The following is a 24,706-nucleotide window of genomic DNA, read 5'->3' as shown; positions in this document are numbered from 1 at the left end:
GGATCACGATGAAAGAGGTTCGTATTGGATTAATTGGCACCGGGTATATCGGCAAGGCGCATGCCATCGCTTATGCCCAGGCCCCTACGGTATTCAACCTGCGCGGCAAGCTGGTGCGTGAGATGGTGGCCGAGGTAAACCCGACGCTGGCGGCAGAGCGCGCGCAGGCGTTTGGCTTTAACCGTTCAACGGGAGACTGGCGGGCGCTGGTGGCCGACCCGGCCATTGATGTAGTGGATATTTGCTCGCCCAACCATCTGCATAAAGAGATGGCGCTGGAGGCGATCCGCCACGGCAAGCACGTTTACTCGGAAAAACCGCTGGCGCTGAACGCCCACGACGCGCGTGAGATGGTCGAGGCCGCTAAGCGGGCTGGGGTGAAAACCCTGGTGGGCTTCAACTACATGAAAAACCCGACGGCGCAGCTGGCGAAAGAGATTATCGCCCGCGGCGAAATAGGCGAGGTGATCCACTTCTACGGCACCCACAACGAAGACTATATGGCCGACCCGCTTTCGCCCATTCACTGGCACTGCTTCAAAGAGACTGCCGGGCTGGGGGCGCTGGGCGATCTGGCGGCGCATATCGTCAATATGGCGCAGTACCTGGTGGGGGAGATTGAGCAGGTTTGCGGCGACCTGAAGATTGTGGTCCCGGAACGTCCGGCGAAGGCCGGGTCGTCGGACATGATTGCCGTCGAAAACGAGGATCAGGCCCACGCGATGGTACGTTTCGCGGGCGGGGCGCAGGGTGTGATTGAAACCTCCCGCGTCGCCTGCGGCCGCAAGATGGGGTTGTCATATGTGATCACCGGAACGAAAGGCGCCATCAGCTTCACTCAGGAGCGCATGGCCGAGCTGAAGCTCTATCTGCATGACGATCCGGTCAACCGTCAGGGATTCCGCACGCTGCTGGTTGGCCCGGCACACCCGGACTACGGCGCGTTCTGTATGGGCGCAGGCCACGGTATTGGCTTTAACGATCAAAAAACGGTGGAAGTGCGTGACCTGGTGGATGGCATTGCCGCCGACGCACCGATGTGGCCGGACTTTGAAGAGGGCTGGAAGGTCTCGCGCGTGCTGGACGCCATCGCACTCTCACACCAGCAAGGCCGCTGGCTGAACGTGAATGACATTGTCTGAAGAGGTATCAACGTGGAAAAGCAGTTTGATGTGATATGCATGGGCCGCGTGGCGGTAGACCTCTACAGTCAGCAGATTGGTGCGCGGCTGGAGGATGTGTCGAGCTTTGCCAAATATCTCGGTGGCTCGTCCGGCAACGTGGCGTACGGCACGGCGCGGCAGGGGTTGCGTTCGTCGATGCTGGCGCGCGTGGGCGACGAGCATATGGGCCGATTCCTGCGCGAAGAGCTAAATCAGGTGGGCTGTGATACCAGCCATCTGATCACCGATAAAACACGCCTCACGGCGCTGGTGCTACTCGGCATTAAAGACCGGGACACCTTTCCTCTGATTTTTTATCGCGATAACTGCGCGGATATGGCCATTACGGCCAGCGATGTGGACGAAAACTACATCGCCTCCGCACGGTGTCTTGCCATCACCGGGACTCACCTTTCTCATCCGCAGACCCGCGAGGCGGTGCTGACGGCGCTGGGCTACGCCCGTCGTCACGGCGTGCGCACGGTGCTGGACATTGATTACCGCCCGGTGCTGTGGGGGCTGACCTCCTTAGGCGACGGCGAAACGCGCTTTATCGCGGCCGATCAGGTCACCCGTGAACTTCAGGAGGTGCTGCACCTCTTCGACGTTATTGTCGGCACCGAGGAGGAGTTTCACATTGCGGGCGGCAGCACGGACACCCTGCTGGCGCTGGCGCAAGTGCGTGCCGTGAGCCAGGCCACGCTGGTCTGCAAACGCGGCGCGCTTGGCTGTTCGGTCTATACCGGTGCCATTCCGGCCCGTCTGGATGACGGCCTGACGGTGACCGGCGTGCGCGTGGAGGTGCTGAACGTCCTCGGCGCGGGCGATGCCTTTATGTCTGGCCTGCTGCGCGGCTACCTGAACGATGAGGGCTGGGAGCAGGCGTGCCGCTATGCCAACGCCTGCGGCGCGCTGGTGGTCTCGCGCCACGGCTGCGCCCCGGCGATGCCGAGCAAAATTGAGCTGGATGACTATCTCTCGCGCGCCGCGCTCGTTCCACGCCCGGATCTCGACCCGCGTCTGAACCATCTGCACCGGGTCACCACCCGTCGCCGCGAATGGCCGGAATTGTGCGTAATGGCGTTCGATCACCGCAGTCAGCTTGAAGATATGGCACTGCAGTGCGGGGCGTCGCTCAAACGTATTCCGGCGCTCAAGCAGCTGATCCTGCAGGCCAGCCGCGAGGCGGCGAGCCGTGCCGGGCTGGCAGGCAAAGCGGGCCTGCTGTGTGACGGTACGTTTGGTCAGGACGCGCTCAACGCCATTACCGGTGAAGGGTGGTGGATCGGGCGGCCCATTGAGCTGCCGGGCTCCCGTCCGCTGGAGATGGAGCACGGCAACATCGGCACCCAGCTTATCAGCTGGCCGCAGGAGCATGTGGTGAAGTGCCTGGTCTTTTTCCACCCGGAAGATGCCCACGGCCTGCGCCTGGAGCAGGAGCAGAAAATTGCCGAGGTCTACCACGCCTGCTGCCAGTCCGGGCATGAGCTGCTGCTGGAGGTGATATTGCCCGCCAGCATGCCGCGCAGCGATGAACTTTATCTGCGTGCCATCTCCCGCTTCTACAACCTGGGTATTTACCCGGACTGGTGGAAATTGCCGCCGCTGACGTCCGATGGCTGGACGGCACTGAGCGAGATTATCCGGCGTCGGGATCCGCACTGCCGTGGGGTGGTGATCCTTGGGCTGGATGCGCCTGCCGAGCAGCTGCGTGCCGGGTTTAACGCCGCGGCAGGGCACGAACTGGTGAAAGGATTTGCCGTGGGGCGCACGCTGTTTGGCGAAGCTTCCCGCGCATGGCTGAAACACGATATCGACGATGCGCAGCTGGTGGCGCGCATCCGGGACAATTACCTGCAGCTTATCGCCTGGTGGCGCGAGCGCGGACACGCATAATGGAGACGACAATGAGTGTGCAATTAGGCATTAACCCCCTGACGTGGACTAACGACGATCTGCCTTCCCTTGGTGCCGAAACGCCGCTGGAGACCTGTCTGAGCGAGGGGAAAGAGGCCGGTTTTGCCGGTTTCGAACTGGGCAACAAATTCCCGCGTGAAGCGCGCCTGCTTGGCCCTATTTTGCAGCGCCACGATCTGCAGCTGGTCTCTGGCTGGTACTCCGGCCGCCTGCTGGAGCGCAGCGTGGAAGAGGAGATTGCCGCCGTGCAGTCCCACCTGACGCTGCTGCGTGAGCTGGGGGCAAAGGTGCTGGTATTTGCGGAGGTGAGCGGCTGCATTCATGGCGAGCAGCAGACGCCGGTGCATCTGCGCCCGCGCTTCCCGCAGGCACGCTGGAAGGAGTATGGCGAGAAGCTCACGGAATTTGCCCGCTACACTCAGCAGCAGGGGGTGCAGATTGCCTATCACCACCATATGGGGACGGTGATTGAGTCCGCCGACGACGTGGACAACCTGATGACCCATACCGGCGAAGAGGTCGGGTTGCTGCTGGACACCGGTCACCTGACCTTTGCCGGGGCCGACCCGCTGACGGTGGCGCAGCGCTGGGCGTCGCGCATCAACCACGTTCACTGCAAAGACGTGCGTGCCGACGTGCTGGCGGATGTCAAAAACCGCAAAACCAGCTTCCTCGATGCGGTGCTGAGCGGTGTATTTACCGTGCCGGGCGACGGCTGCGTGGATTATCCGCCGATCATGCAACTGCTGAAAGCGCAGGATTATCACGGCTGGCTGGTGGTGGAGGCGGAGCAGGATCCGGCGATTGCCCATCCGCTGACCTATGCCCGTCTGGGGTATAACAACCTGAGCCGTCTGGCGCGCGACGCCGGGCTTATCTGAGGAGGTGACATGTCACGTCTGCTATCACGCTGGCAACAGCCGAACGATGAAGGGCGGACCCAGTCCGTCACGCCGGAACGCGCCGGGTGGGGATATGTTGGCTTTGAGGCCTATGAGTTGCAGGAGGGGCAGCAGTTGACGCTGCCCGCTGTCAGCGAAGAGCGCTGTCTGGTGCTGGTGGCCGGGCGCGCCTCCATCAGCACGCCTTCCGAGCAGTTTAACGATATTGGCGAGCGGATGAGCCCGTTCGAGCGCATCAAGCCGTGGGCGGTGTACGTTACCCCGCAGGAGACGGTGCAGGTGAAGGCGCTCACGAAGCTGGAACTGGCGATTTGTGCCGCTCCGGGTAAAGGTAGCTGGCCGACGCGGCTGATTGCACCGCAGGATATCGACGCTGAAGCGCGCGGCAAAGGCCATAACCAGCGCTATGTGCACAACATTCTGCCGGAAGACAAACCGGCTGACAGCCTGCTGGTGGTGGAGGTCTGGACCAACGAAGGCTGCACCAGCTCGTACCCGAGCCATAAGCACGACACGGATAATCCGCCCCAGGAGACGTATCTGGAGGAGACCTATTACCATCGCCTCAACCCGGAGCAGGGGTTCTGCATGCAGCGGGTCTACACTGACGACAGAACGCTGGATGAATGCATGGCGGTCTACAACCGTGACGTGGTGATGGTGCCGAAGGGCTACCACCCGGTGGCAACCATGGCGGGGTATGACAGCTACTACCTCAACGTGATGGCCGGGCCGGTGCGCAAATGGATGTTCACGTGGGAAGAGGACCACGCGTGGATTAACCGGGATTATCCCGCAGAGAATGGGGGCTGAAGCGGCCTTTCTTGTCGGGTGGCGCTGTGCTGACCCGACCTACGAAACCGTAGGCTCGCGCAAGCACAGCGCCGCTGGCCGAATTGTCTTCAGTGCATCTGCCTCGCCTGCTCAATCGTGCGGGCAATGGCTTCCGGCTGGCTCACCATCGACACGTGGCTTGCCGCGACCTCGGTGGTGTTCGCGTGGATGGCCTTCGCCATCGCGCGTTCAAGCTCAGGATTGATCATCCGGTCGTTCTTGCTTACCACATACCAGCTCGGCTTCGCGTGCCACGCCGCGCGAGTGACTTTTTCGCCAAACGCATCGCCCTTTATTGGCCCCTGTGTGGCGGCGATGATCTGTTGTTCACCCGGTTTCACATCCGGTGCGAAATCCTTACTGACCGACGCAGGCGGCAGGTATAAAAAGCCGTCCGCGGTTTTCGCGATACCCGCGCTCCCCGGTGGCGCCGGGTAGCTATTCGCCAGCTCTGCCGTTGACTGACCGGCGTCCGGCGCGAACGCCGCCACATACACCAGCGATTTCACCCGCGCATCGTTGCCGGCCTCGCTAATCACGGTGCCGCCCCAGGAGTGACCTACCAGTACCACGTCCCCGTGTGCACGAGCGATGGCGCGCCGGGTGGCTGCTACGTCATCTTTTAGTGAGGTCAGCGGCAGCTGGACGGCTATGACTTCGGTGTGGCGTTTCTGCAAAAGGGAAATCACCTTGTTCCAGCTGCTACCGTCGGCAAAGGCGCCATGCACCAGCACCACGCTGGTTTCACTCTGCGCAAAGGCGCTGGCCGACATCGCCAGCAGACCCGCCGTCAGTATCGATAGTGTTTTCATCTTCAGGCTCCTCAGAAATGGTGGACCGGCGCATGCGGCGGCACGGTGAATTCAAGGGTTTTATGGTCGAGAGGCTTATGCGTCGGGTCGGCCAGAATAATGGTCACCTTGTGTTTTCCGGCGGGCAGTCCCACCAGAATCACCGGCTCACCGCTGGTGTCCGCCCAGTGCCAGGGTGCGTCATCCACCACAACGTGAATATGGCCGATGCGCGGAGTGACTTTCAGCGCGTCGGGCCCAAAGACAGGTTCAATGCGCAGGTTTTCAACACGGTACTGAATAAAGACAGCCCCCTTACTCAGCGGGCCTGCCAGCGGCGGATCGACAATCAGCCTGGCGGGTGGCTGGGGCTGCTCAAGCGGGGCAACGGCAGCCGGACCGTTGACGTCGGCGGCGCTGAGATTATCCAGTGGTGCCCCCCAGGAGCTGACCGATGCCACGGCCAGGGCCGGGAGCAATAAATATCGGCGAATCATCTGTGTCTCCTTATCGGTTCATAGTGATAACGAACACAGAAGACCATTTTTATGTATCAGAGATGTTTGCTGCGGGCGGCTTTTTGTACCGGCTTGTCTGCGGGGCGTTCTCGATACAGTGTGATACATTCTGCGTGCCCGAACGGCGTACAATGGCGATCGCCAGCCCGGCAATTACCAGCGTTAACCCGGTAGACACCCACATAGCGCCCGCGATCCCCAGCGTTTTGTTAAGCCATGCGTATGCAAACGGCGACGCTGCTGCCATCAGTTGTGCAGGGATCAGAAGCAAACCAGTGCGCCGGGCATAGCTTTCAGCGCTGAACAGCGCCAGCGGTAGCGTGGCTTTGACGATTGTCACCAGCCCGTTGATGGCGCCATAGCCCAGCACAAATCCGGCAGCACACCAGGCATACAGGGTACTGCTTAGCCCAAGAAGAAAGCAGAGCGGCATCGCGAGGGCGGTAAAGCGTGTAAGGGAGAGTGGGGTTGAGCGGGCTCCCGCCATGACCTCGATTGCGCGCGCCCCCGTCTGGCCGACTCCCCACAGCATGCCGAGGGCGATCGGCAGGCCGACGCTGGCGATAAACTCCGGCAGGTGGGTGGATGTGCCGTTAGAGACAAACGTAATTAGGGCGATAAACGTTGCGTAAAGCCAGCCGTTACGCCGTTCACCGGCCGGGATGGGGGCATTTACGCTGCGGGTAATCGCCAGACGCTGTTGGGGGAGGGTTCGAATGCATACCGCGCTCAGCAGTCCAAAAAGAGCGTAAATTTGCAGCGCATGCTGCCAGCTCATCACCTTCAGCAGCGTGTCTCCCAGCGGCCAAAAAACAGCAGACGCCAGCCCACCAGCCAGCGTAATGCGTGAGATCGTTTTTCGCGCCTGCTGTCCATACAGGTTTACCAGCGCGGCGAATAGCGCATCGTAGAGCGACAGGCGCATCCCGATACCGGTCACCAGCCAGGCGCTGTACCAGCCGAGAAGGGTCTGGGTGTATGCCATCCCCGCGCAGCTTACGGCGATCAGCAGCGTTCCACTCATCACCACGTTTTGCCCGCCAAAGCGTGCCAGCAGACGGGCGACAAAAGGGGAGACGGCGGCCATCACCAGCATCGCCAGCGTCAGGCCGAGATAGAGCTGGGGCGATGTCCATCCCCTGTCGGCGATAATGGCGAGGGCAAAAGTGCCGGGCATATAAAAAGAGATCCCCCAGTTGATAAGTTGATTACATCCGGCGGTGAGAGCGAGGCGGCGGGGAAGTGCAGGTGTTTCCATGAGTTTTCATTCCGTTATTCAGTTGTCCTGAGCATAACGGGCGCGGTATTGTGCTGGCAGTGCCGTATCTTTATGACCCGTATAAGAGAAACTTTGCATGACGACGCTCAATCTGGGACATCTTGCGACCTTCCGTCTGGTGATCCAGCGCGGCAGCTTTTCGGCTGCAGCGGATCTGCTCGGTATTTCCCAGCCCGCCGTTAGTCTGCAAATACGTCAGCTGGAACAGTTTCTGCAAACGCGGCTGGTAGAACGAACCGGGCGTGGTATCAAGGCTACACCTGCCGGACAGGCTCTGCTGCTCCACGAAGAGCGTATTCAGCAGGCGGTAGATGAAGCGGTTCGTTCCGTGAGTGAGTTCAGCCACGACGTGAGCGGCACCGTGACGCTTGGCACTGGCGCAACGGCCTGTATCCATCTTTTACCGCCATTGTTGCAGCAGTTACGCAGCGACTACCCACTCCTGAAAGTGGGGGTAACCACGGGCAACACCCTCGACATTGTCAGGGCGATAGAAGAAAACCGTCTCGATCTGGGGCTGGTGACCCTGCCTGTCAGTGGTAAAAGTCTGGACGTCGTGACGGTGATGGACGAAGAGTTTGTTTTTATTGCCTCGCTTATGCAGCAGGAGCGATTTTCGCGTTTAACCCCTGAGGCGTTGCACCTTCAGCCGCTGATTGCCTTTGAATCCGGCAGTGGCACCCGCGCGCTGATAGATGGCTGGTTTGCGGCATGTGGGTTAGCGATTGCGCCGGTGATGCAGCTTGGCAGCATTGAGGCCATTAAACGGATGGTTCGCGCGGGGTTGGGTTATAGCATTGTACCGCGAATGGCGGTTGAACATGCCGCTGACCGCGAAGGGCTAAGCGTCATGTCGCTTGAACCCGTATTGCAACGGCAGCTGGCTGTTGTGATGCGTCAGGATAAGATCCTCAGCAAAGGGATCGCGGCCATTATTCGGATAATACAAAACCCACCGGTGGATTAGCGATCGGCAGTATCGACGTTCAGGCTGGTTTGCTGCGACTGAAGTTTGTCCTGATGGTGATACCAGGCACCAATGGAGGAATAAACGAAGCGGCCAAAGAAAAACAGGAAGCTGATAAGCAATATGATGCGGGTCATTCGAGTGTTAAATCGATGTCGTTTTCGCATACGTGTGGCCTGACTCACTGTGTTTTTCCTGGACATACCCTTTTGGGCGACGCGGATATTAAGGCACAGCGGGAAGGGTGGGTCAATTCTGCGATGTGTAAATAACCGTCAACATATACATTAACCGATGTTATTAAAAATAATAATTGCATTTACGATATTGATAACACGAAGAAAATTAACCGGAAAAAAACAGAAGAAAGGAAATTTTGAATTAAATAGTTTGATTTAAGTCAACGGATTCCCCGCAGTGGTATTTAAAATCCCTCCTCCATACTGCTTGCCCCGGGTGTTAGCGGGCAGCACGTACGTCAGGTCGGATGCCTGTCTTCATTTTCCCTCAGGAGAAAGGGGGTTTAACCGGGCATCTATGAACACTATTGCTTTCCTGAAACAGAATAAAGACCGCTGGTGGGCGCTGCCGCTTATTTTACCGGTGGTGTTGCTGCCCGTGCTGAGCGCGGCCAATACCCTGACGCAACTGGGCGACGGCATTGTGGCACTCTATTATCTGCCGCTCTTTTTCCTGCTCACCTTAATGCTGTTTTTCGGCGTTGGGGCTATTCCCGGAATAGTGCTGTCGCTGTTTATTCGCTATTACCCGCAAGTTGGGCTGTTTGAAACCGTTGCCGGGATCTTCCATTTTATTATTCCCTTAGTGCTGAGTTGGGGCGGTTATCGCGTCTTTGCCCCCAGACGCAGTATGACGGCTTACGGCGATATACGGCTGATGGCGCAGCGCATTTTCTGGCAGGTGTTATGTCCGGCAACGCTGTTTCTGGTGCTGTTTCAGTTTGCGGTTTATCTGGGCGTGTATGAGAGTCGCCAGAGCCTGGCGGGGCTGAACCCGCTTAATATTCACACGCTGATCAACTATCAGGCGCTGCTGGTCAGCGGCTTAACGGGCGTACCGCTGAGTTACCTGATAATCCGTCTGATTCGCCATCCGCGTTATTTCAGGGCATTGGTTTCACAGAGCCGCGCGCAGATCGATAAAAAGGTGACGCTCATCGAGTTTCTGGTCTGGTTGATCATACTGGGCGGGCTGCTGCTGTTGCTGCTGATACCAATGAATGAGAACAGCTCTATCTTCACCACTAACTACACGCTGTCGCTCCTGATGCCGGTGATGCTCTGGGGCGCGATGCGCTTTGGTTACAGGCTGACATCCCTCATCTGGACGCCGGTCCTGCTGGTCTCTATTCACTATTTTTACCGTTATATCCCTGTGAATCAGGGCTACGACATTCAACTGGCGATCACCTCTTCCAGCTACCTGGTCTTCTCGTTTGTGGTGGTCTATATGTCGATGCTGTCGACCCGCCAGCGTGCCGTGAATAAGCGCTCCCGCAGGCTGGCGCTCCTCGACCCGGTTGTCCATATGCCTAACCTGCGGGCGTTGTTACGCGATCTGGCCCGGAACCCGTGGTCGGCGCTCTGTTTACTGCGTATTCCTGAACTGGAAGTGCTGGGCCGAAATTATGGCGTATTGCTGCGAATTTTATACAAACAGCAGCTGGCACAGTGGGTTAATGACACACTCCAGCCCAATGAACGGGTGTATCACCTTACCGGGTATGATCTGGCAGTGCGACTCAACGCGGAATCGCACCAGCAGCGAATCGAAACGCTGGATGAGCATATCAAACAGTTCCGTTTTATCTGGGATGGCATGCCGCTACAGCCGCAGGTGGGCATGAGTTACTGCTATGTGCGCTCACCCGTGAACCATCTCTATCTGGTGCTGGGGGAGCTCGGAGTCATTGCCGATCTGTCGCTCTCAACCAACCACCCGGAAAACCTTCAGCAGCGTGGTGCTGTCCATCTGCAGCGCAGCCTGAAGGATAAAATCGCGATGATGAGCCGCCTGCAAAAGGCACTCGACAACAACGAATTCACCCTGCTGGCGCAGCCCGTTCGCGGCCTGCGTGGCGATCGCTATCATGAAGTGCTGCTGCGGATGCCGGATGCGGACGGCGCGTTACTTACTCCCGATCGGTTCCTGCCCGTCGCTCAGGAGTTTGGCCTGTCGTCGCGGGTCGATTTGTGGGTGCTGGAGCGCACGCTGCGTTTCCTGGCCGAACACCGTGACAGGCTGCCCGGCCAGCGCTTTGCCATTAATCTTGCGCCCTCAACCGTTTGTCGGGTGCAGTTCCCGCTGGAGGTGAGCCGTCTGCTGAATAAATACGCCGTGGAGGCGTGGCAGTTGATCTTCGAGGTGACCGAGTGCAGTACCTTCGGCAGCGCGGAGCAGGCGATGCATACCCTCCGGCAGCTACAAAAAATGGGCGTACGCATTGCGATAGATGATTTTGGTACCGGCTATGCAAGCTATGCGCGGCTGAAAAGCGTGGACGCAGACATCCTCAAGATTGACGGCAGCTTTATTCGCAATATCGTCAGTAACAGCCTGGATTACCAGATTGTGGCCTCTATTTGCCATTTAGCGCGAATGAAAAAGATGCTGGTGGTTGCGGAATATGTGGAGACCGAAGAGATACGTAGCGCGGTTCACGCGCTCGGTATCGACTATGTGCAGGGCTATCTGATAGGTCGGCCGGAGGCACTTGAGTCACTGCTGGAGGCAGAGGCGTCCTTGACGGACGCCTGAGCCGTTACGCCGCGACGTCGGCGCTCTCTTCTTCGATTTTGAGCAGCCAGCCGGTGACCGCTTCCCAGTACTGCTGCTCTTTTTCCAGATCCAGCAGAACCAGCGCATTCTGGCTAAACCAGTCGTGCGGGAAGCTCAGCGTCCAGTGATGGTCATCCGTTTTGAGTTTCAGCGTGGGCGGCGTGGTTGTGGCCTGACGCTGGTTATTCAGCAGCACGCCCAGACGCAGCAGCTGAATCAGCGGCAGGAACTGCTTTTTCTTGAACAGCGTGAAGCGCGGCAGATCGACGAGCTTAATGGCTTTGCGATGATAGCGCACCAGCGTCGCCATCATGGTTTGCTGCTCCTGGTTGAAGCCCGGCAAATCGCTGTTTTGCAGAATGTAGGCGGAATGACGGTGCATGCCGCTGTGGTTGATGTTCAGGCCCACTTCGTGCAGCATCGCGGCCCATTTCAGCAGGGCGGCAAGCTGCGGATGGGCAAGCTTCGGATTCTGCTCCTGCCACTGATCGTACATCTGAACGGTCGTTTCCAGTACCCGCTTCGCCTGTTCGCGGTCGATGTTGTACTGGTTTGCCAGGCTTTGCGCGGTGCGGCTGCGAATATCCTGATGGCGGAAGCGGCCTTCCATCTCATACAGCACGCCTTCACGCAGCGCGCCGTCAGAGAGACGCAGCTCCTTAATGGCCAGCGCATCGAATACGCCGCACAGGATAGCCAGCCCCGGTACAAACACCGCTTTACGCTCGTCGGAAAGACCCGGCAGGCTTAACGCGTCGAAACATTTATGTTTCAGCACCTCTTCGGTCAGCAACGTCAGGCGTTCGGGGGTGATAAAACCGTCTTTTTCACCCATCGCCAGCAGCACTTCATGGGCCGCTTTGATGGTGCCCGAGGCCCCCAGCGCGACGTTCCAGCCCTGGATACGGTACTGCCAGGCCAGATTTTCTAGCTTCTGAACGGCGGCCATGCGCGCCCGCTGGAAGTTTTCCCGCGAAATCGCGCCGCCCGGGAAATACATCTGCGCAAAGCTGACGCAGCCCATACGGCGGCTTTCCACCAGACGCGGTTCAAAGTCTTCACCAATGACCAGCTCTGTGGAGCCGCCGCCGATATCAATCACCAGCTTGCGGCCTTTTTCCGGCTGCGTGTGCTCAACGCCCATAAAAATCAGACGCGCCTCTTCGTTACCGGAGATGATCTCAATGGGGTAGGGGATCACTTTTTCCGCACGCTTGAGGAATTCAGGGGCATTCAGCGCCTGGCGCAGGGTATGCGTTCCCACAATGCAGACGCTGGAGGGTGAGAAGCCCTGCAGGCGTTCGGCAAACAGCGACAGGCAGTTCAGGCCGCGCTCCATCGCCTCTTCGCTGAGCATGCTGCGTTCATCAAGACCATCTGCCAGGTGTACGCGCTGCTTCAGACGACCGATGATCTGCAGCGCGCCATCCACCTCACGGGCGATGACCATGTGGAAACTGTTAGAACCAAGGTCGACCGCGGCGAATTCCTGTGGTCGTGGGGTCTTATCATTTATCGGCATAGGTTAATCGGGTTGCTCGAGTGATTTGATATAGTCGTAAATCGCCAGTTGCGACCGCACTTTGCGGCGGTTGCCGCGCGGTACATAGCGGTTACTGAGTTCTTTGTCGATATAGCGCGCTTTCACCGTGTCGCTAAACAGAATCTCGATAATGTCGAGAATACGCTGTTTCAGGCGCGGATCCAGCAGCGGCGCTGCGACTTCAATTCGATAATCAATATTGCGCGTCATCCAGTCTGCCGAAGAGAGATAGACCTGTTTATCTCCCGCATTATCGAAAATATAGACCCGATCGTGCTCCAGGTAGCGGTCGACAATGCTGATGACGCGAATATTATCGCTGATACCTTCCAGTTCCGGGATGAGGGAGCACATGCCGCGGATCAGCAGGTTAACCGGAACGCCGGAGCTGGACGCCGCATAGAGTCTGTCCACGAGACCTTTGTCGACCAGATTGTTGAGCTTCAGCGTGATGCCGGACGACAAGCCTTTCTGGGCGTTGGCAATTTCTTTGTCGATCATATCGTACAGCAGGCGGCGCGAGTTCTGCGGTGACACCAGCAGATAATCGAAGCTCACCGGGCGGTACGGGTTCTCAATAAAGTTGAACACCCGACGCACCTCGTTGGTGATGCGCGCGTCGGCGGTCAGCAACGAATAGTCGGTATAAATTCGTGCGGTTTTCTCGTTAAAGTTCCCGGTACCGATGTGGGCATAGCGCACCACGTCGTCACCCTCTTTACGGGAGATAAGGAACAGCTTGGCGTGAATTTTCAGCCCCGGGGCGGAGAAGATAACGTGTACACCCGCTTCCGTCAGACGGCGCGCCCAGTGGATATTGGCCTCTTCGTCGAAACGTGCCTGCAACTCAACCACCACGGTCACTTTTTTGCCGTTGTGCGCGGCGTGGATCATCGCGTCGATGATGCGGGAGTCTTTCGCCACGCGGTAAATATTGATTTTGATTGCCAGCACGCTCGGGTCAAAGGAGGCCTGACGCAGCAGCTCCAGCACGTGTTCAAACGTGTGATACGGATAGTAGAGCAGGACGTCGCGTTCGCGGATGGCATCGAAACCGTTACGGAACTTATCGAACCAGAGATGACGCAGGCGCGGCAGTGGTTTATTCACCAGATTGGCTTTGCCGACGTTCGGGAAGCCAATAAAGTCTTTAAAGTTATGGTAACGACCGCCCGGCACAATGGAGTCATAGCGCGAGATAGTCAGCTTGTCGCGCAGCATTTCCACCATCGCGTCTGGCATATCACGCTGATAGACAAAGCGCACCGGTTCGGCCGTCAGACGCTGCTTGAGGCTGGAGGACATCAGCTCCATCAGGCTGGCTTCCATCTCGTGCACCAGGTCATATTCGGCGTCACGGGTCATCTTCATCGAGTAGGCGTTTAACGCGTCGTAATCGAAGAAGCCTTTGAAGATATCGTCCAGACAGTAGCGCAGGATGTTATCCAGCAGGATCATCGGCTTGCGTCTGCGCGGGGTTTCCGGCGGCAGGTTCACAAAACGTGGCACCTTGTCGGACGGGATCTCCAGCAGCGCGTAACGGATGGATTCACCGCGAATAATTTCCACCGCCAGGTAGGTGTAGTCATCTTTCAGGAACTGCACCAGATCGGTTTCGCGGTTGATCAGAATAGGGGTGATGTGCTGGCGCAGATACTGTTTAAAGTAGTGGCGCAGCCAGTTTTGTTGGTTAACGGAGAGCTGACGTTCGTTAATCAGGAAGATTTGATTGCGTGCCATCTCCAGCAGCAATTCGTTATAGAGGCCGTCAAATTCCTGATCGGCTTTCAACACGCGGGACTGAATTTTGCCTAACAGATGGCGAGAGTGAGAGTTTAAGCCCTGCTCTTCGCTGATGATGATCCGCCGTTTCAGCTCGGCAAAGCGAACCTTGTAGAATTCATCAAGGTTGTTGGAATAAATGCCCAAAAAACGCATGCGCTCAATAAGCGGGTTGCTTTTGTCCGCCGCTTCCTGGAGTACGCGTTCGTTGAATGCTAACCAGCTTAGCTCTTTCTCGATATATAACTTTTCCTGACCCATTACAGCTCACACTCCAGTTCAATCACAGGACGTGGTAAATCCGTCTCGTCCTTATTATGGCGAGCATTTCCACGATATGTCCAACAGTGCCAGAAAAGTATGACAGTTATTTTTTTGTTGGAGATTTTAGAAGGTTGGAGAAGGGAATATCGGGTAATGCGCTTTGTTGGTCGGGTACGCGCTGCTGCGCCACCCGACAGAACAGACTACTCTTCGGCCGCGTAACCCTGCGGGGGCAGTTTCACGCCATCCAGCCAGGCAGCCCCGTCGCGCATCGCCAGACGCCCGTCGACAAACCAGCTGACCACCAGTGGATAAATGGCATGTTCCTGGCTCTGCACCCGTTCGGTGATGTCGTCTTCGGTGTCGCCGTCAAAGACCGGGACTTTCGCCTGCAGGATCACCGGTCCGCCGTCCAGCTCATCGGTCACGAAATGCACCGAGGTCCCGTGCTCTTCATCGCCGTTTTCCAGCACCTGACGATGGGTGTGCAGGCCGGGATATTTCGGCAGAAGCGAAGGGTGGATATTCAGCAGACGCCCGGCGTAGTGCCCGACAAACGCCGGGCTCAGGATACGCATATACCCCGCCAGCACCACAACGTCCGGCGCGTAGGCATCAATCTCCTGAACCAGCTCGCGGTCAAATGCTTCACGGCCAGCGAACTGACTGGCCTCCAGCGCGTGCGCGGGAATGTTTGCTTCCCGGGCGCGCTCAAGGCCGAACGCGTCGGCCTTGTTGCTGAATACTGCCCGAATGGTGCCATTGATTTTCTTCTGTTTGCAGGCGTCAATGATGGCCTGCAAATTGCTTCCGTTGCCGGAAATGAGCACCACGATGTTTTTCATTCAATGACCACACGCTGTTCGGAATCGGAAGCTTTGATAATACCGATTTTCCACGCGTTTTCACCTTTGTCCGTCAGCAGCTTAACGGCTTTATCCGCTTCGCTCGCTGGCAGGGCGATCACCATACCTACGCCACAGTTAAAGGTGCGGTACATTTCGTGAGAACTCACGTTGCCCGCGGTTTGCAGCCAGTTAAAGACCGCTGGCCACTGCCAGGACGATTCGTCGATTACCGCCTGGGTGTTGTCCGGCAGTACGCGCGGAATGTTTTCCCAGAAGCCGCCACCGGTCAGGTGGGCAATGGCGTGAACGTCAACGTTCTCAATCAGCTCCAGCACGTTTTTCACGTAGATGCGGGTCGGTGCCAGCAGATGGTCAGCCAGAGGTTTACCTTCAAGTTCGGTGGTTTGTGGGTCGCAACCGCTTACTTCGAGGATTTTACGCACCAGCGAGTAGCCGTTAGAGTGCGGGCCGCTGGAGGCCAGCGCAATCAGCACATCACCATCAGCCACTTTACTGCCGTCGATAATTTCTGATTTTTCTACCACACCCACGCAGAAGCCTGCGACGTCATAATCTTCGCCGTGATACATGCCTGGCATTTCTGCGGTTTCACCGCCAACCAGCGCGCAGCCAGACTGCAGACAGCCTTCGGCAATACCGTTGATCACGCTGGCTGCGGTATCCACATCCAGTTTGCCTGTCGCGTAGTAGTCGAGGAAGAACAGCGGCTCAGCGCCCTGTACCACCAGGTCGTTTACACACATCGCGACCAGATCGATACCGATCGTGTCGTGACGTTTTAAATCCATCGCCAGGCGCAGTTTTGTGCCTACACCGTCAGTACCCGAGACCAGAACAGGTTCACGATATTTTTGCGGCAGCGCGCACAGTGCGCCGAAGCCACCCAGACCACCCATCACTTCCGGGCGGCGGGTTTTTTTCACCACACCTTTGATTCGGTCAACCAGCGCATTACCTGCGTCAATATCAACACCGGCATCTTTGTAGCTGAGAGAAGTTTTGTTGGTCACGGCTCAAGTCCCCACGCGATTGCATAGCTAGTAAGAAAAATCGGCGCAATTCTAACAGTCCAGGCAAACGTTTGCGAGCCTATTCTCGGCGCGAGGATCTTTTTTTCTGCTCCGCCCCCGGCGGCGCGCAAACTTGACTCCGTTCACGAAAATGAAACCGGTTTCGGCGATCTGCTTGCATGCGGTTTAGGGAATGAACATCATGAAATGAAACCGGTTTCAGTTTCATTTAGGAGGAATGAAGGCCATGAACATCGCCGCATTTGATATCGGTGGCACCGCGTTAAAAATGGGCATTGCGACAGCGCAGGGAGAGCTACTGCAAACGGATAAGGCCGCCATCAGGAACAGCGACGGTGACGCCATTCTTGCGCAGATGCTGAACTGGGTAACGGCCCATCCCGGGCTTAAGGGGATCGCCATCAGCGCGCCGGGGTATGTTAATCCGCATACCGGCTTTATTGAGATGGGCGGGGCCATTCGCCGCTTCGACCAGTTCGCAATGAAAGGCTGGCTTGAGGCGAAAACGGGTTTACCGGTCACCGTCGAGAATGACGCTAACTGCGTGCTGCTGGCGGAGCGCTGGCAGGGCAAGGCGAAGGATATCGATAACTTTCTGGTACTGACCATCGGCACCGGGATCGGCGGGGCGATTTTCTGCAACGGCAGGCTGGTTCACGGGGCGCGTTTTAGCGCCGGAGAGTTCGGCTACATGCTCACGGAAAGGGCAGACTCAAGACGTGTTGCCCGCCACTCCATGAATGAAAACTGTACGTTACGCACGCTTCGCAAGCGCTATGCCGACTTTCACGGTCTGACGCTTGAGAGCGTCACCGGCGAGGCCATTTTTGATGGCTATGACGCAGGCGACACCGTATGCCACCGCCTGGTGGATGATTTTCTTAACGGCATTGCGACAGGGCTCTACAACCTGGCGAATGTGTTCGACCCGCAGACCATCTTCATTGGCGGCGGTATCGCGGAGCGGCCCGGGTTTATGGATCTGCTTCGCACTCATCTTGCGTGGTTTGGCATCGCGGATATCGCCGATGTCGTCAGCCACGGCAACCGGGCCGGTCTTGTCGGCGCGGTTTACCACTTCAGACAGCAGTATCCGTCAGCAATCAGCAACATCGAATGAGGGAAAGAGTATGTCAGGATTTAAAGAAGGTTTTCTGTGGGGCGGCGCGGTGGCCGCGCACCAGCTGGAAGGTGGCTGGAAAGAGGGCGGTAAAGGCGTAAGCGTCGCCGATGTTATGACCGCTGGCGCCCACGGCGTGCCGCGTGAAATCACCGACGGCGTGCTGCCAGGAAAAAACTACCCGAACCACGAAGCCATCGATTTTTACCATCGCTATAAAGAAGACATCAAACTCTTTGCGGAGATGGGGTTCAAATGCTTCCGTACCTCCATTGCCTGGACGCGTATTTTCCCGAAAGGGGATGAGCTGGAGCCGAACGAAGCGGGCCTTCAATTCTACGATGACCTTTTCGATGAATGCCTCAAATACGGCATCGAACCGGTTATCACCCTGTCGCATTTTGAGATGCCGTATCATCTGGTCACCGAGTACGGCGGCTGGCGCAACCGTAAGCTGATCGACTTCTTTGTCCGCTTCGCAAAAGCGGTCTTCCAGCGCTATCAGCATAAGGTGAAGTACTGGATGACCTTTAACGAGATCAACAACCAGGCTAACTTCCACGAAGATTTTGCGCCGTTTACCAACTCCGGGCTGAAGTATGCGCCGGGTGAAGACCGTGAGCCGGTGATGTTCCAGGCCGCGCACTATGAGCTGGTGGCCAGCGCGCTGGCGGTAAAAGCCGGGCGCGAGATTAATCCTTCCCTGCAGATCGGCTGCATGATTGCCATGTGCCCCATTTATCCGCTGACCTGCGCGCCTGACGACATCATGATGGCGATGAACGCGATGCATCGTCGCTACTGGTTCACCGACGTTCACGTGCGCGGCAAATATCCGCAGCATCTGCTTAACTACTTTGCGCGTCGTGGTTTCACGCTGGACATTACCGAAAAAGACAAAGCGGCGCTGACGCAGGGCTGCGTGGATTACATCGGCTTTAGCTATTACATGTCCTTTGCCACCAAAGCGACGGCGGATAACCCGGAACTGGATTACGATGAAAGCAAGAGTCTTGTCTCCAACCCGTACGTGCAGAAATCTGACTGGGGTTGGCAGATTGACCCGGTTGGCCTGCGCTACTCCCTGAACTGGTTCTGGGATCACTACCAGCTGCCGCTGTTCATCGTTGAGAACGGCTTCGGCGCGATTGACGTGCAGGAGAGCGACGGCACGGTGAACGACCAGTACCGCATTGATTATCTCTCGGCGCACATCCGTGAGATGAAAAAAGCGGTGGTGGAAGATGGCGTGGATCTGATGGGCTACACCCCGTGGGGCTGTATTGATCTCGTTTCTGCCGGCACCGGCGAGATGAAGAAACGCTACGGGTTTATCTTTGTTGATAAAGACAACGAAGGGAACGGCACGCTGAACCGCAGCAAGAAAAAGTCGTTTGACTGGTATAAGCAGGTGATTGCGAGCAACGGCGATAACCTGTAATTGTCGGGTGGCGCTTACGCTTACCCGACCTACACTACACGTAGGCCCGCGTAAGCGCAGCGCCACCGGGCAGAACCCCGCACCCAAGCCGGAGTCTCGCCTCCGGTTTTTTTTGTCTCTAAATCACTTTGCTTGATATACGTCAAGCAAGATGGGTATGGCCTAATCCGCAAAAAGCGGTATAATCCCGCGATTTTTTTGCGGACGCCACCTCAGAGGAGAAAGAGAATGAAGATTGTGGAAGTGAAACACCCACTCGTTAAACACAAGTTGGGCCTGATGCGTGAGCATGACATCAGCACGAAGCGTTTTCGCGAACTGGCATCTGAAGTCGGCAGCCTGCTGACCTACGAAGCGACCTCTGACCTCGAAACGGAAAAAGTGACCATCGAAGGCTGGAACGGCCCGGTGCAGGTTGAGCAGATCAAAGGTAAGAAAATTACCGTGGTGCCAATCCTGCGTGCTGGTCTTGGCATGATGGAAGGCGTGCTGGAGCACGTACCGAGCGCGCGTATCAGCGTGGTGGGGATCTACCGTAATGAAGAAACCCTGGAGCCGGTTCCGTACTTCCAGAAGCTGGTGTCTAACATCGACGAGCGTATGGCGCTGGTGGTTGACCCGATGCTGGCGACCGGCGGCTCAATGATTGCCACCATCGACCTGCTGAAGAAAGCAGGCTGCAGCAGCATCAAAGTGCTGGTGCTGGTTGCGGCACCGGAAGGGATCGCGGCGCTGGAAAAAGCACACCCGGATGTGGAGCTGTACACCGCGTCTGTCGACCAGGGGCTCAACGAGCACGGGTACATCATCCCGGGGCTGGGCGATGCCGGCGATAAGATCTTTGGTACGAAATAATCGAATAACGATAAAAAAGCCGACTTTGAAAGTCGGCTTTTTTTTGAATAAAACACACATAACTAACCATCTCAGAGGAAAACACTATGACGCGCCGTGCTATCGGGGTGAGTGAAAGACCGCCGCTTTTACAGACTATCCCGCTTAGTTTGCAGCACCTGTTCGCTATGTTTGGCGCAACCGTGCTGGTGCCAATCCTGTTTCACATTAACCCGGCTACCGTGCTGTTGTTCAATGGTATCGGGACGCTGCTGTACCTCTTTATCTGTAAAGGCAAAATCCCGGCGTATCTGGGGTCGAGCTTTGCCTTTATCTCGCCGGTGTTGCTGCTGCTGCCCCTGGGGTATGAAGTGGCGCTGGGCGGCTTTATCATGTGCGGCGTGCTGTTCTGCCTGGTCTCATTCATTGTGAAGAAGGCCGGTACCGGCTGGCTGGACGTGATGTTCCCACCGGCGGCGATGGGGGCCATCGTTGCCGTCATCGGTCTGGAGCTGGCAGGCGTGGCGGCGAATATGGCTGGCCTGCTGCCTGCTGATGGGCAGTCGCCGGACTCCAAAACCATCATCATCTCACTGGTGACGCTGGGCGTGACGGTATTTGGCTCCGTGCTGTTCCGCGGTTTTATGGCGATTATCCCGATCCTGATCGGCGTGCTGGCGGGTTATGCACTCTCCTTCGTGATGGGTGTTGTCGATACCACGCCAATTGCTCAGGCGCACTGGTTTGCCCTGCCAACCTTCTATACGCCACGCTTTGAATGGTTTGCTATCTTCACTATTCTTCCTGCCGCGCTGGTGGTTATTGCTGAACACGTTGGCCACCTTGTGGTGACGGCGAACATCGTCAAACGTGACCTGATCCGCGACCCGGGTCTGCACCGTTCGATGTTTGCAAACGGCTTCTCGACGATCATCTCCGGTTTCTTTGGCTCCACGCCAAACACCACCTACGGTGAGAACATCGGCGTCATGGCGATCACCCGCGTTTACAGCACCTGGGTTATCGGCGGCGCGGCAATTATCGCAATCCTGCTCTCCTGCGTGGGTAAACTGGCGGCAGCGATCCAGATCATCCCGGTTCCGGTGATGGGCGGCGTGTCTTTGCTGCTGTACGGCGTAATTGGCGCATCCGGTATTCGCGTGCTGATTGAGTCCAAAGTGGACTACAGCAAAGCGCAGAACCTGATCCTGACTTCCGTTATCCTGATCATCGGCGTGAGCGGCGCGAAGGTACACATCGGCGCGGCCGAGCTGAAAGGCATGGCGCTGGCGACCATCGTTGGTGTGGGCCTGAGCCTGATTTTCAAGCTGATTTCCGTGATCCGCCCTGAAGAGGTGGTGCTGGAGGCTGACGAAAGCGAAAAAGCGTCACACTGATCGTAAAACCGGGTGGACGATCCGCCCGGTTCTCTCCTGGCAGGTTCCGTGCTAAACTCCGTTCCGATTTTATGTAAGATCTGGTTGAGGTACTTCTGAACGGACCGGCACAGCTCTCTCTGCCACTCTATCTCCCTGACGACGAAACTTTCGCGAGTTTCTGGCCGGGTGATAACCCCTCTTTACTGGCTGCACTGCAGAACGTGCTGCGCCAGGATCACAGCGGATACATCTATATCTGGTCACGCGAAGGCGCGGGACGCAGTCATCTGTTGCATGCCGCCTGTGCTGAGCTTTCAGCGCGGGGGGATGCGGTAGGCTATGTACCGCTGGATAAACGTACCTGGTTTGTGCCTGACGTGCTGGAGGGAATGGAACATCTCTCCCTGGTCTGCATTGATAATATCGAATGCGTGGCGGGGGATGAGCCGTGGGAAATGGCGATCTTTAACCTCTATAACCGTATCCTGGAATCGGGCAAAACCCGGCTGCTGATCACCGGCGATCGTCCGCCGCGCCAGCTGAATCTGGGGCTGCCGGATCTGGCCTCCCGACTCGACTGGGGGCAAATCTACAAACTGCAACCGCTGTCAGATGAAGACAAACTCCAGGCGCTTCAGCTGCGCGCCAGACTGCGCGGATTTGAACTGCCGGAAGACGTAGGGCGCTTCCTGCTCAAGCGTCTGGACAGGGAGATGCGCACGCTGTTTGATACGCTCGATCAGCTCGATCGCGCCTCCATTACCGCCCAGCGCAAGCTCACCATTCCGTTTGTGAAAGATATTCTGAAGCTTTGAGTTTTTTTGCCCGGTGGCGCTGCGCTTACCGGACCTACGGGATCGAGTAGGCCGGGTAAGGCGTAGCCGCCACCCGGCTAGAGATCTCCCATCAGGTGCTCCACCAGCAGCGGAATCGGCCTCCCTGAGGCCACGCTTCTGCCACCCTCACGCCACAGCGCCGTACCGCTAATATCCAGATGCGCCCACGGGATTGTCGGCGGGCAGAAGTGATGCAGCAGCCACGCCGCCGAGGCACTGATCGCCGCATTGTTGGGCGGCGTATTGCACAGATCGGCGATGGCGCTGTCGGTCTGCTTTTTCAGCCGCGCATCCAGCGGCAGGGACCACACTTCATCTCCGCTCTGTTTTCCTGCCTGCGTCAGCGCCTGGCGCAGTGGCTCGTCCTGGGTCATCAACCCGCTCAGCTCATATCCCAGCGCTTTGACCACCGCACCCGTCAGCGTTGCCATATCGATAATGTAGCGCGCCTGCGGATGGCGCTGGCTGGCCCAGGCGATAGCGTCTGCCAGCACCAGTCGGCCTTCGGCATCGGTATTGTTGATTTCAACCGTGGTGCCGTTGCAGGCTCTGGCTACCGTGCCGGGCTGCATGGCGTCCGGGCCGATGGCGTTTTCTGCCAGCGCCAGCACGCCCATGAGGCGCACGGGGAGCGCCAGCTCTGCAACGGTCAGCATCAGCCCCAGCACGTTCGCTGCCCCGCACATGTCATATTTCATGGTGTACATGCCCGCGCCATCCTTGAGCCACAGGCCGCCGGTATCGAAGGTAATGCCTTTACCTACATAGCAGCGCACCGGGCCGTCAGAAACACCGTCATAGTGAATAGCCAGCAGTCGTGGCGGGCAGGAGGCGCCTTTGCCAACGGCGTGAAGCAGCCCCAGACCCTGCTCAACGATCTGCTTTTCATCCAGCACTTCACAGCGCAGGGCAGGGAAGGCCGCGCACAGCGTCTGCGCCTCCTGCACCATAAACTGCGGCGTGCAGCGGTCGGAGGGGATATCGGCCAGACGGCGTGCGGCGACCATTCCACGGCCAATGGCGAGCTGCTGGCGGAAGATAACGTCCAGCCGCGCCTGCTGTTCTGGCAGGCAGAGGGCGGTAACGTGCTCAACGCGCAAAGTGACATCGTCCGCTTTCTTCAGCTGCAGATCGCTAAGCCTGTGCGACTGATTAAAAAGAAAACGCAGGACCTGTTGCAGCACAACGTCGTCAATGTGGGTGACATCCAGGACCACGTCGGTGCTGACGGGCGTGGCCAGGAGCGGAAGGAGTGCCGTAAGCAATCCTTCGGTAAGGCTATCCTGCCAGAGAGCATCTGGCACCAGCGTGATGCGTGCAAAAGGCGCACAGCCAAAACGGGTGTCGGCAACGGCATCTTGCCCGCGCATTTCCGCAATCAGTGGCGTGTCCGGCAACAGCGCAGACGTGCTGCGGGCGATGAGGTGGCCGTGTGGCTTTACGTCAGAAAGGGCGGTTATCAGCTGATACGTCATCATCATTACTCCTCAATCGGTGCGCGGATCCGTACGGCATAGGCCTGCATCCATTCATAATCCACCGCCTGATAGTGCGTTTTTTCCCGCAGGCGTTCGGCGCGAAACACGGTCAGCGGCTGGCGTGCCGTCGCCACCACAAAGGAGAACGTTTTAATGTTGGTGGCGGCGCCAAATTCACCTTTGTTATTCATGCATACCACGGAGAGATCCCCCGCGCGGCCAAAGCGCGACATCAGCCTGTCTTCCAGCTCGAACACCACGGAATCTGCCGCCTGCTGCGGAGACATCCCCTGCGCCATGCGGCGAACAATTTCGTAGCTGGTGCAGCCTTTCATCAGATCTTCGCCCACGCCCGTGGCGGTGGCGGCGCCGGTTTCACTGTCGCAGTAGAAGCCGGAGCCGATGATCGGCGAATCGCCAAGTCGGCCGCGCTTTTTCATAAACAGGCCGCTGGTGGAGGTCGCCACGCTCATGGATCCCTGTTTGTCGAGACCGATAATCCCGACCGTGTCATGGCCATCGTAGGGGCTTAAGCCTTTATCCAGCGTCTCCCGGCAGCGCTTGCGGTAGTGCTGCATGGCCCGGTCGGTGAGCATCGTTTTGTCGGCAAAACCCTGGCTCAATGCCCACTCGCGTGCGCCCTGGCCGACCAGCAGGCTGTTATAGCGCTGGCGGCTTAACGCCTGCGCCACGCGTACCGGGTTGGCGATATCCACCAGATTTCCCACGGCGCCAAACGCCAGCGTGTCGCCGTCCATGTAGGCGGCGTCCAGTTCCACCTCGCCATTTTCGGTTGGTAGCCCGCCGTAGCCGACCGATTTATAGAACGGGAAGTCCTCGACGGCGGCAACGGCATCCACGACCGCGGCAGCCACCGGTTTCCCTGCTGCCAGCGCAGAGGCCGACTCGGTTACGCCTTCAAGCGCCATTCGCCAGGTGGCGATAATTCCCCACATGCT

General features: G+C 57.7%; 21 protein-coding genes. 11 read left to right on the top strand and 10 right to left on the bottom strand.

Annotated features, from left to right (window positions below; translation table 11 throughout):
* Window positions 1-8: 8 nt before the first annotated feature.
* The 4 genes from VF709_RS04800 to iolB are packed head-to-tail and all read left to right on the top strand — an operon-like array spanning window position 9 to window position 4,795.
* Window positions 9-1,142, top strand: coding sequence for a Gfo/Idh/MocA family protein (locus VF709_RS04800; RefSeq protein WP_045293452.1), 1,134 nt, complete (start codon window positions 9-11; stop codon window positions 1,140-1,142).
* A gap of 12 nt (window positions 1,143-1,154) precedes the next feature.
* On the top strand, window positions 1,155-3,059 hold the full coding sequence (locus VF709_RS04795; RefSeq protein ID WP_045901240.1) for a bifunctional 5-dehydro-2-deoxygluconokinase/5-dehydro-2-deoxyphosphogluconate aldolase: 1,905 nt from the start codon (window positions 1,155-1,157) through the stop codon (window positions 3,057-3,059).
* 11 nt (window positions 3,060-3,070) lie between these two features.
* Window positions 3,071-3,961, top strand: a complete 891-nt coding sequence (iolE, locus tag VF709_RS04790) for a myo-inosose-2 dehydratase (RefSeq protein ID WP_045293448.1) — start codon at window positions 3,071-3,073, stop codon at window positions 3,959-3,961.
* 9 nt (window positions 3,962-3,970) lie between these two features.
* Window positions 3,971-4,795 (top strand): 5-deoxy-glucuronate isomerase, encoded by an 825-nt coding sequence (gene iolB, locus VF709_RS04785; RefSeq protein WP_062935189.1) that lies wholly within the window; start codon window positions 3,971-3,973, stop codon window positions 4,793-4,795.
* A gap of 89 nt (window positions 4,796-4,884) precedes the next feature.
* Here the strand turns inward: iolB and VF709_RS04780 are convergent, their stop codons facing one another.
* From VF709_RS04780 to VF709_RS04770, 3 genes are read right to left on the bottom strand one after another with little or no spacing between them, the layout of a single operon-like run.
* Window positions 4,885-5,628 (bottom strand): alpha/beta fold hydrolase, encoded by a 744-nt coding sequence (locus VF709_RS04780; protein WP_013098249.1) that lies wholly within the window; start codon window positions 5,626-5,628, stop codon window positions 4,885-4,887.
* An 11-nt stretch (window positions 5,629-5,639) separates the two neighbouring features.
* Window positions 5,640-6,104 carry a DUF6130 family protein gene (locus VF709_RS04775; RefSeq protein WP_014832874.1) on the bottom strand — a complete coding sequence of 155 codons (465 nt, stop codon included), beginning with the start codon at window positions 6,102-6,104 and terminating at the stop codon, window positions 5,640-5,642.
* A gap of 49 nt (window positions 6,105-6,153) precedes the next feature.
* Window positions 6,154-7,383, bottom strand: coding sequence for an MFS transporter (locus VF709_RS04770; protein ID WP_128311637.1), 1,230 nt, complete (start codon window positions 7,381-7,383; stop codon window positions 6,154-6,156).
* 97 nt (window positions 7,384-7,480) lie between these two features.
* Between VF709_RS04770 and VF709_RS04765 the strand changes: the two genes are divergently transcribed.
* Window positions 7,481-8,371 carry a LysR family transcriptional regulator gene (locus VF709_RS04765; RefSeq protein WP_095427655.1) on the top strand — a complete coding sequence of 297 codons (891 nt, stop codon included), beginning with the start codon at window positions 7,481-7,483 and terminating at the stop codon, window positions 8,369-8,371.
* Here VF709_RS04765 and VF709_RS04760 read toward each other — a convergent pair.
* Window positions 8,368-8,538 carry a YfgG family protein gene (locus VF709_RS04760; protein WP_028027964.1) on the bottom strand — a complete coding sequence of 57 codons (171 nt, stop codon included), beginning with the start codon at window positions 8,536-8,538 and terminating at the stop codon, window positions 8,368-8,370. The genes VF709_RS04765 and VF709_RS04760 overlap by 4 nt on opposite strands.
* Before the next feature lie 370 nt (window positions 8,539-8,908).
* On the opposite strand from VF709_RS04760, the gene VF709_RS04755 reads away from it, so the two are divergent.
* Window positions 8,909-11,149, top strand: a complete 2,241-nt coding sequence (locus VF709_RS04755) for an EAL domain-containing protein (protein WP_129328120.1) — start codon at window positions 8,909-8,911, stop codon at window positions 11,147-11,149.
* 4 nt (window positions 11,150-11,153) lie between these two features.
* Here VF709_RS04755 and ppx read toward each other — a convergent pair whose 3' ends face one another.
* The 4 genes from ppx to purM all read right to left on the bottom strand — a co-directional run bounded on the left by ppx (window position 11,154) and on the right by purM (window position 16,638).
* Complete coding sequence (gene ppx, locus VF709_RS04750) at window positions 11,154-12,692, bottom strand: exopolyphosphatase (RefSeq protein ID WP_440230977.1); 1,539 nt, start codon at window positions 12,690-12,692, stop codon at window positions 11,154-11,156.
* 3 nt (window positions 12,693-12,695) lie between these two features.
* The gene (ppk1, locus tag VF709_RS04745) at window positions 12,696-14,756 is read right to left on the bottom strand and encodes a polyphosphate kinase 1 (RefSeq protein ID WP_013098243.1); all 2,061 of its coding nucleotides are present in this window, start codon (window positions 14,754-14,756) and stop codon (window positions 12,696-12,698) included.
* Between the two features lie 206 nt (window positions 14,757-14,962).
* Window positions 14,963-15,604, bottom strand: coding sequence for a phosphoribosylglycinamide formyltransferase (gene purN, locus VF709_RS04740; RefSeq protein ID WP_020689985.1), 642 nt, complete (start codon window positions 15,602-15,604; stop codon window positions 14,963-14,965).
* Window positions 15,601-16,638 carry a phosphoribosylformylglycinamidine cyclo-ligase gene (gene purM / locus VF709_RS04735; protein ID WP_013098241.1) on the bottom strand — a complete coding sequence of 346 codons (1,038 nt, stop codon included), beginning with the start codon at window positions 16,636-16,638 and terminating at the stop codon, window positions 15,601-15,603. The genes purN and purM overlap by 4 nt, the downstream gene beginning before the upstream one ends.
* Window positions 16,639-16,885: 247 nt before the next feature.
* On the opposite strand from purM, the gene bglK reads away from it, so the two are divergent.
* From bglK to VF709_RS04710, 5 genes are all read left to right on the top strand, one after another.
* Window positions 16,886-17,779: a beta-glucoside kinase BglK gene (gene bglK, locus VF709_RS04730; RefSeq protein ID WP_114519224.1), complete on the top strand. Its 894-nt coding sequence runs from the start codon at window positions 16,886-16,888 to the stop codon at window positions 17,777-17,779.
* Window positions 17,780-17,789: 10 nt separating this feature from the next.
* The gene (locus VF709_RS04725) at window positions 17,790-19,220 is read left to right on the top strand and encodes a 6-phospho-beta-glucosidase (protein WP_440230974.1); all 1,431 of its coding nucleotides are present in this window, start codon (window positions 17,790-17,792) and stop codon (window positions 19,218-19,220) included.
* Window positions 19,221-19,448: 228 nt separating this feature from the next.
* The gene (gene upp / locus VF709_RS04720) at window positions 19,449-20,075 is read left to right on the top strand and encodes a uracil phosphoribosyltransferase (RefSeq protein WP_003860560.1); all 627 of its coding nucleotides are present in this window, start codon (window positions 19,449-19,451) and stop codon (window positions 20,073-20,075) included.
* An 86-nt stretch (window positions 20,076-20,161) separates the two neighbouring features.
* Window positions 20,162-21,451, top strand: coding sequence for a uracil permease (uraA, locus tag VF709_RS04715; RefSeq protein WP_038986262.1), 1,290 nt, complete (start codon window positions 20,162-20,164; stop codon window positions 21,449-21,451).
* Between the two features lie 95 nt (window positions 21,452-21,546).
* Window positions 21,547-22,248, top strand: a complete 702-nt coding sequence (locus VF709_RS04710; protein WP_211944493.1) for a DnaA inactivator Hda — start codon at window positions 21,547-21,549, stop codon at window positions 22,246-22,248.
* A gap of 77 nt (window positions 22,249-22,325) precedes the next feature.
* Here the strand turns inward: VF709_RS04710 and VF709_RS04705 are convergent, their stop codons facing one another.
* Both VF709_RS04705 and VF709_RS04700 read right to left on the bottom strand, forming a co-directional pair.
* Window positions 22,326-23,747, bottom strand: coding sequence for a leucyl aminopeptidase family protein (locus tag VF709_RS04705; RefSeq protein WP_114519225.1), 1,422 nt, complete (start codon window positions 23,745-23,747; stop codon window positions 22,326-22,328).
* A gap of 2 nt (window positions 23,748-23,749) precedes the next feature.
* The gene (locus tag VF709_RS04700) at window positions 23,750-24,703 is read right to left on the bottom strand and encodes a N(4)-(beta-N-acetylglucosaminyl)-L-asparaginase (protein WP_114519226.1); all 954 of its coding nucleotides are present in this window, start codon (window positions 24,701-24,703) and stop codon (window positions 23,750-23,752) included.
* Window positions 24,704-24,706 lie beyond the last annotated feature (3 nt).

The organism is Enterobacter sp. Lyrl_3, assembly GCF_051948675.1.
GTDB lineage: Bacteria > Pseudomonadota > Gammaproteobacteria > Enterobacterales > Enterobacteriaceae > Enterobacter > Enterobacter cloacae.
Note: the sequence above shows the minus strand (reverse complement) of the source record. Positions and strands in the feature narration are given on the sequence as shown.